The sequence below is a fragment of the Endozoicomonas sp. ONNA1 genome (genome assembly GCF_024606325.1).
Taxonomy (GTDB): domain Bacteria; phylum Pseudomonadota; class Gammaproteobacteria; order Pseudomonadales; family Endozoicomonadaceae; genus Endozoicomonas_A.
Map to the genome: position 1 here is coordinate 1 of NZ_JAHHPN010000861.1, position 6,775 is coordinate 6,775.

Sequence of the window (6,775 nt, forward strand, 5' to 3'; positions counted from 1 at the left end):
ACGTGTTGTTCCAGATTGGCCACTAGTTTTGGACCTTCGGTTTCCTTAACGGAGATGAAGTTTTCAATGGCCATGGTGTCCATCACCTGACCGCCAAAGCGATCGGCTACCAGACCGGTACGAATACCTTTGCGAGCTGCATAAATAGCGGCGGCCGCACCCGCCGGACCGGCACCGACAATCAACAGATCATAAGGATCTTTCTTGTTGATGGCTTCAGCCGTACGCTTTTCAGCATTTATGTCCAGTTTGGCAACGATTTCGGCGGTATTCATACGACCATGACCAAATGGCTGGCCGTTAACAAATACGGCGGGTACAGCCATGACCTGCTTTTCATCCACCTCATCCTGAAACAAGGCACCATCGATCATGGTGTGCCGGATACCGGGATTCAAGACGGCCATCAAGTTCAGAGCCTGAACAACCTCAGGGCAGTTCTGGCAGGACAGGGAGATATAAGTTTCAAAATTGAACTCGCCTTCCAGTTGTTTGATCTGCTCGAGCAAATCAGCTTCCATCTTGGCTGGATGACCACCGCTCTGGAGAATAGCCAGTATCAATGAGTTAAATTCGTGGCCCATAGGCAGCCCGGCAAAGCGGATTGCAGGGCGATTGTCCTGGCCTTGAATGGCCATGGAAGGCCTTCTTTCCAGCTCGTTGTTACTTTCACTTAACGTGATTTGGCTGGAGAGTGATTCAAGGTCTTTAGCAAGTGAAGCCATTTCCTGTGATTTCGCAGAGTCATCAAGAGACACAACGATCTCAACAGGTGTTTTCAGGTTCTGAAAGTAAGCTTCCAATTGCTTTTTGATGTTTGCATCTAACATGATTGACTCGCTTGATCTTTTCGATTTGGTTCAGGCTCTCTGCTGTTGAATAATGGCGGGGAGCCCGGACAGTTTAGATTTTGCCGACCAGGTCCAGGGAAGGCGCCAAAGTTTCTTCACCCGGTTGCCATGCAGCCGGGCATACCTGACCAGGGTTCTCTGCGATGAACTGAGCCGCTTGAATCTTGCGAACCAGCTCTCCAGCGTTACGGCCAATACCCGAATCGTGAGTTTCAACGACTTTGATCTCACCCTCAGGGTTCATGACAAAGGTGCCTCGCAGAGCCAGACCTTCTTCTTCGATCATGACTTCAAAGTTGCGAGTGATCTGACCGGTTGGGTCGCCGATCATTGGGTATTTGATCTTGTTAATGGTCTCAGAGCTGTCGTGCCAGGCTTTGTGAGTGAAGTGGGTGTCTGTGGAGACGGAGTACACTTCAACACCCATAGCTTGAAGTTGTTCGTAGTGGTCAGCCAGGTCACCCAATTCAGTCGGGCAAACAAAGGTGAAGTCTGCCGGGTAGAAGAAGACAACAGACCACTTGCCTTTCAGGCTCTCTTCGGTCACTTCAACGAAGTCGCCATTGTGAAAAGCAGTGGCTTTGAACGGCTTGATTTGTGTATTAATGAGGGACATGGTTTATTCCTTCTTGCTGGTAATCATTCTGTTTTTTAGTCAGCCGTTTTCGGTGGCGACATGGAAAGAATATGCCGATTTGATTGATTGGTATAATTGATCGTTCAAATGCTATTAATAGATTTAATCTATTGGTCAGGTGGCGGGTTATATTTTTCTGTTCATTGCAGCAGCTTTATTTGATAGAGATGTATCAAACTCAACAGGCTTTTTGTGCAGCTACGCGCTGATATACATACTCCGTTTTTCTGAGCTTGCTGAAGGGCTACGGCACTGTAATTCGACAGGCTTAGTGCTACTACGATATGGGGTATGGCGCTAGCGTGTTTTGCGGGCAAATAGATAAGGAAACAGCTTCAGTTTCTCATCGGCTGTCAGGTTATTCATCTGTTTAATGTTTCTATCGGGAATGCCATCCGGGTTCGGGTAACTGGCCAGGGCCTTCTCCAGGCTGTCTTCCCGGATAATATGCAGAAGAGGGTAGGGGGAACGGTTGGTCAGGTTTTCATCATCTTCCGGGTCAGTATCGGCAAAGCAGTAATTTGGATGGAAACTGGCTATCTGGAACTGACCTTCCCAATGGAAGCCGCGAAGCAGGGCATCCACATGCTGCAGAAACTGGTTATAGTCGTCAAAATCCTCAAGCATGTTCGCGATGACAATCAGGGTGGTCTCCAGTTCACTGGCAGGTGTCTCGGCAGCAAGTGTCAGTTCAGACTGCAACGTCTCCAGCAGAGCGTCTTCCGTGGTATCCCTTGAGAGGGTGATTCGAATCTGGTTGTGTTGCTCTGGCCAGGCTGCAAAGGGGCAGAGATCCAGGCCAATCACGACCTCTTTAAGCCATTGGCTGACTGCATTAATCTCTTTACTCATGGGGGGAAGTCCGGGTTAATGTGTCACCAAGTATGGCAGAAAGTACTTTTCGGAGCACGAAAGTGGCAGAGATAGGCAACAGCACTGAGCTGTTGATTTCAGTAAAAATACCGTAATGTTCATCAGTAGTAACCTGTGCTGATGAGAGTGCGTGCATGTCTGCAATTGAAATGGCTGCGGCTATTGTCCTGATCTTGATCTGTTCCGGATTATCCTGGCTGTTTGCCAGACAAAGAGCGGCTGCCGGATTGGCAAAGCTGACTGCACAGATGCATCAGCAGGGGCTCAGAATTTCTGAACTTGTCGCAGAGCAGGATCAGCTTTTCAGTGAAAGGGACAAGCTGCAATGGGATAATCGCGACCTGCACATTATAAAAGGAAAACTGGAAACCCTGCTGAATAATGAAAAACACAGAGTTCAGGAAAGAGAAGAGTCACTCAGGGAAGGTCTGTTAAAACATCGGGATGAGCAGGAAGCCCGGTTTACTGCAGAAAAGCAGGTTCGGGAATTGAAGGTCAGGCTTGAAGAGCAACAGTTGCAAAATGACAAGTCATTGCGGCAGTTGGAAGACAATAAACAAGTGCTTAAGGAGGAGTTTGGTAATCTTGCAAATGAGATTCTGGAAGCCAAGAGTCAATCGGTTTCACAACAGCATCAGGCAGGTTTGGAAAACCTGCTGAAACCTTTCAAGGAACAACTCGGCGAGTTTCGAAACAAGGTCGAAGAAGCCAGAAAAGCGGACAACGAAGGTCGGGCTGCGCTCAAACAGCAGCTGGAGACCCTGCATAATCTGAACCAGAAGATCACCGATGAAGCAGGCAACCTTGCCAGAGCTCTGAAAGGTGATAAAAAGCTACAGGGTAATTGGGGTGAGTTGCAAGTTGAAAAGATTCTGGAGAGCAGTGGCCTGATCAAAGGGCAGGAGTACCAGCGGGAAGCCAATTTCAAGGATGAAGAAGGCCAGAACAAACGGCCTGACTTTATCGTCTATCTACCCGAACAAAAGCATCTGATTATTGACTCCAAAGTCTCGCTGGTGGACTACCTGAGTTATGTCAATGCGGAAACCGATGCCGAGCGTGAAGCCGCTCTGAAGAGACATATACAAAGCATACGGAACCACATCCACAGTCTTAACGAGAAAGATTATCCCTCACTGCCAGAGGTTAAAGCGCCAGACTTTGTCTTTATGTTCATGCCGGTTGAACCTGCCTTCATGGTGGCCTTCCAGCATGACCAGCAATTATTCAATGAGGCTTTTGAGAAGCGTATTGTGGTGGTAACACCCACCACACTTTTGGCCACACTCAGAACAGTGTCTAACCTCTGGACAATAGAAAGACAGAATGCCAATGCCCGAAAGCTGGCTGACAAGGCTCGCCAAGTGTACGACAAACTTCGTATTTTTGTTGAGAAGATGGAAAAGCTGGATCAGCAACTGACCAGTGCCAGAGGTACATACGATGACGCTATGGGCACCTTGAAGCACGGTCGGGGGAATCTGATCTCTCAGGCGGATCAGTTCTTGAATCTGGGGGTGCGAGTGAAAAAGGAGCTGCCCAGACAGACGCTGGAAACGGCTGACTTGGGAAGCGACATAGCCATCGAGTGTGATCAGCAATCCATTGAGGATGATGAAGACTGATAAGACGATTCATCGGTTTTCTGCATCGACTCTTGATCCGAAAAAAGGGTTTCCTGAATAAACTGGAATCTGGAAGGGAGCAGCCGGTGCTTTTTAAAGACCCGGTAGATCGTTTCATAAGCGCGCTCAGGCAATCCCACTACCTTGATCCTTTCAGGAAAGGCGAAAGATCTGACAGCTGATACCGGCAGCACCGTAAACCCTAATCCTGCCGCTACAGGCTCGAGTATCAGGTTAATCTGGTTGATGTAGCCGTTGGCCGGGAAGTCAGAAATCCCCCTGAAGACGCCAGGAAAATTTTCCTCAAGCAACAGGCTGGCATGATGTTCTGCGTCCGGGTGATGAATCATACCCAGTGTCCGGAGCTGTTCATATTCCCGAAATTGGAAGTTTACAGGTACGACCAGACAGACTTCTTCGGTCATGACAGATTGAGCCTCCAGGCTGCTGGATTCCGGCTTCTGGCTCATATAGCCACAGTCCAGACGATTGTTTAGCAGTTCAGACTCAATCCGGTGGTTTGGGGCAATCTCAAAAAATATTTTCAGGCCCGGGTTCCTTTTCTGGGCGTTGATGAGTCTTGGGTAAAGAGCCAGACCCAGGGCTCCGGGTGAAGATAGACGACATAAGCCGGAATGGGGGTCATCCCTGTTTAGCGCCTCCCTCAGATTTTCTTCACCTTCCAGTATTTTAAGGGCAAAGCGATATACCATTTCACCCGCTGGAGTCAGTTCAAAGTGTTTGCCCTGGCGGTTGATCAGGCTTGTCTGATAATGAGTTTCCAGTTTCTTAATATGCTGGCTGACTCCGGGTTGGGTCATAGCCAGAAGATCTGCCGTTCGGGTGAAGTGACCCTGCTCGATCAGGGTAATGAAGGTTCTCAGCCAGCTTGGATTTACCATAATTAAATATTATTAAATATATTATAAATAATAATTTTAAGTTGTTGATTGGTTTTTTTAAACTGCTGCCATTGATGAAAAACGGATGGAGTTTGCTCAATGTCTAATACAGTTTACCCTCGCACCTTTTCACACATCGGAATCTCAGTACCGGATCTGGAGAAAGCCGTTAAGTTCTACACCGAGGTGTTGGGCTGGTACCTGATTATGGAGCCCACAGAGATTGTAGAAGATGACAGTGCTATTGGTGTGATGTGTACTGATGTTTTTGGTCCTGAGTGGGGATCATTTCGCATCGCACATATGTCAACAGGTGACAGAATCGGTGTAGAGCTGTTCGAATTCAAGAACTACGAAGAGCGTGACAATAACTTTGAATACTGGAAGCCCGGTGTCTTTCATTTCTGTGTTCAGGACCCGGATGTTGAAGGTCTGGCAGAAAAAATTGTTGCCGCAGGTGGCAGGCAGCGTATGCCAGTTCGTTACTACTACCCGGATGAAAAGCCTTATCGTATGGTTTATATGGAAGACCCGTTTGGCAATATTCTGGAAATCTACAGCCACAGCTACGAGCTGATTTATTCTTCTGGTGCTTACACCAAGAGCTGAAGTCTGTTTCACTGCTTCTGATTTCGTTAGCCGGTAAAGGATAAACTGACCACGGTTCAGATTATTTTTTACCGGTTCATGGTTGGTCTGAAAAAGTGAATATCATGAATCTGGAGTTACTATAGATGATTTGTCAAAAATGACTTTTGTCGCATGATTGTCACCCGTTTTAAAGACAACAAAGCCTTGGCTTATGGAGTGAAGCAATGAAAAATGTGCTGATTACCGGCTGTTCATCCGGCATTGGGCTGGCGTTGGCTTTGGAGTTGAACCAGAGGGGGTTCAAGGTCTGGGCCACAGCAAGAAAGCTGGAATCAATCAAACATCTGTCAGAAAAAAGAATCAGGACAGCAGAGCTGGATGTCACTGATGAGGACCAGGTTAACAGGGTATTGAAAGAGATTCAGGCTGAAGATGGCGGATTGGATATCCTAATCAACAATGCAGGCTATGGTGGAATGGGGGCAGTGGCTGAATTACCCCGCGAAGAACTCCTGCAACAGTTTGAAACCAACGTCTTTGCTCCGGTATTGCTAGCCAACAAAGTCATCAAGGAAATGTGTGCTAACAAGGAAGGTACGATCATTAATATTGGCAGTATTTCAGGAGAAGTCACTACGCCTTTCTCCGGGCTTTATTGTGCTTCAAAAGCTGCCTTCAATAGCTTTTCCGATGCTTTGAGAATGGAGCTTCAGCCGTTTGGCATCAGAGTTCTGACCGTATTACCCGGTGCGATCAAATCCCGATTTGCAGAGAATGCCAATGAAGCACTTGATCGGGTGTTTACTGAAGACTCCCTGTATTTTCCAATTGAAGAGGGAGTCAGAGCACGAGCGAGTGCTTCTCAGGACAGACCGACCCCTGCCGAGACAGTAGCTTCAGAGATTGCTGTTTGGCTGGAATCGTCAAGTCAGCAGGGCATTTTAAGAGTGGGCAATGGCAGTCGGGCGCTGCCAGAGCTGAAAAGATGGCTGCCTGTTTCATGGTTTGAGGCTATTCTCAGGCGCAAGTTCAGGCTTGACCGTTTGTCCGTTAAGTAATTGCCCTAAAAGTAGAAAAAAAGTGCATTTTGGCTTTGCCTTTCAGACACTCCTGCTATAAAGTACGGCTCCGTTCGCAACAACAGACGCGAACAACGACAACGGTGAGGTGTCCGAGTGGCCGAAGGAGCACGCCTGGAAAGTGTGTATACGGAAACGTATCGAGGGTTCGAATCCCTCCCTCACCGCCAGTGAACAATTTAGTATTACGCGCTCGTAGCTCAGCTGGATAGAGTAC

General features: G+C 47.9%; 7 protein-coding genes and 1 tRNA gene. 4 read left to right on the forward strand and 4 right to left on the reverse strand.

Annotated features, from left to right (window positions below; translation table 11 throughout):
* From KDK19_RS20585 to KDK19_RS20595, 3 genes are all read right to left on the reverse strand, one after another.
* The coding region (locus KDK19_RS20585; protein ID WP_257292839.1) for a thioredoxin family protein at nucleotides 1–830 on the reverse strand (830 nt) is incomplete at its 3' end.
* Between the two features lie 73 nt (nucleotides 831–903).
* Entirely contained in the window at nucleotides 904–1,467 is a 564-nt protein-coding gene (ahpC, locus tag KDK19_RS20590) for an alkyl hydroperoxide reductase subunit C (protein ID WP_257254284.1), read from the reverse strand.
* Between the two features lie 318 nt (nucleotides 1,468–1,785).
* Nucleotides 1,786–2,340, reverse strand: coding sequence for a DUF1415 domain-containing protein (locus KDK19_RS20595; protein ID WP_257275295.1), 555 nt, complete (start codon nucleotides 2,338–2,340; stop codon nucleotides 1,786–1,788).
* Nucleotides 2,341–2,495: 155 nt separating this feature from the next.
* Between KDK19_RS20595 and rmuC the strand changes: the two genes are divergently transcribed.
* The gene (gene rmuC, locus KDK19_RS20600; protein WP_257254921.1) at nucleotides 2,496–3,986 is read left to right on the forward strand and encodes a DNA recombination protein RmuC; all 1,491 of its coding nucleotides are present in this window, start codon (nucleotides 2,496–2,498) and stop codon (nucleotides 3,984–3,986) included.
* On the opposite strand, the gene KDK19_RS20605 is transcribed toward rmuC, so the two are convergent.
* Nucleotides 3,956–4,888 (reverse strand): LysR family transcriptional regulator, encoded by a 933-nt coding sequence (locus KDK19_RS20605; protein WP_257275294.1) that lies wholly within the window; start codon nucleotides 4,886–4,888, stop codon nucleotides 3,956–3,958. The two genes, rmuC and KDK19_RS20605, sit on opposite strands and share 31 nt — an antisense overlap.
* A gap of 99 nt (nucleotides 4,889–4,987) precedes the next feature.
* Here KDK19_RS20605 and KDK19_RS20610 point away from each other — a divergent pair, with 99 nt between their 5' ends.
* From KDK19_RS20610 to KDK19_RS20620, 3 genes are all read left to right on the forward strand, one after another.
* Entirely contained in the window at nucleotides 4,988–5,497 is a 510-nt protein-coding gene (locus KDK19_RS20610; protein WP_257275293.1) for a lactoylglutathione lyase family protein, read from the forward strand.
* A 206-nt stretch (nucleotides 5,498–5,703) separates the two neighbouring features.
* The gene (locus tag KDK19_RS20615; protein ID WP_257287942.1) at nucleotides 5,704–6,537 is read left to right on the forward strand and encodes an SDR family oxidoreductase; all 834 of its coding nucleotides are present in this window, start codon (nucleotides 5,704–5,706) and stop codon (nucleotides 6,535–6,537) included.
* 103 nt (nucleotides 6,538–6,640) lie between these two features.
* A tRNA-Ser gene (locus tag KDK19_RS20620) sits at nucleotides 6,641–6,728 on the forward strand.
* The last annotated feature ends 47 nt before the right edge of the window (nucleotides 6,729–6,775 follow it).

What these genes read in the sequence shown, in the direction of transcription:
- KDK19_RS20610 (WP_257275293.1), top strand. Translation starts at nt 4,988, where the DNA reads ATGTCTAATACAGTTTACCCTCGCACCTTTTCACACATCGGAATCTCA.
- ahpC (WP_257254284.1), bottom strand. Translation starts at nt 1,467, where the DNA reads ATGTCCCTCATTAATACACAAATCAAGCCGTTCAAAGCCACTGCTTTT.
- KDK19_RS20615 (WP_257287942.1), top strand. Translation starts at nt 5,704, where the DNA reads ATGAAAAATGTGCTGATTACCGGCTGTTCATCCGGCATTGGGCTGGCG.
- KDK19_RS20605 (WP_257275294.1), bottom strand. Translation starts at nt 4,888, where the DNA reads ATGGTAAATCCAAGCTGGCTGAGAACCTTCATTACCCTGATCGAGCAG.
- rmuC (WP_257254921.1), top strand. Translation starts at nt 2,496, where the DNA reads ATGTCTGCAATTGAAATGGCTGCGGCTATTGTCCTGATCTTGATCTGT.
- KDK19_RS20595 (WP_257275295.1), bottom strand. Translation starts at nt 2,340, where the DNA reads ATGAGTAAAGAGATTAATGCAGTCAGCCAATGGCTTAAAGAGGTCGTG.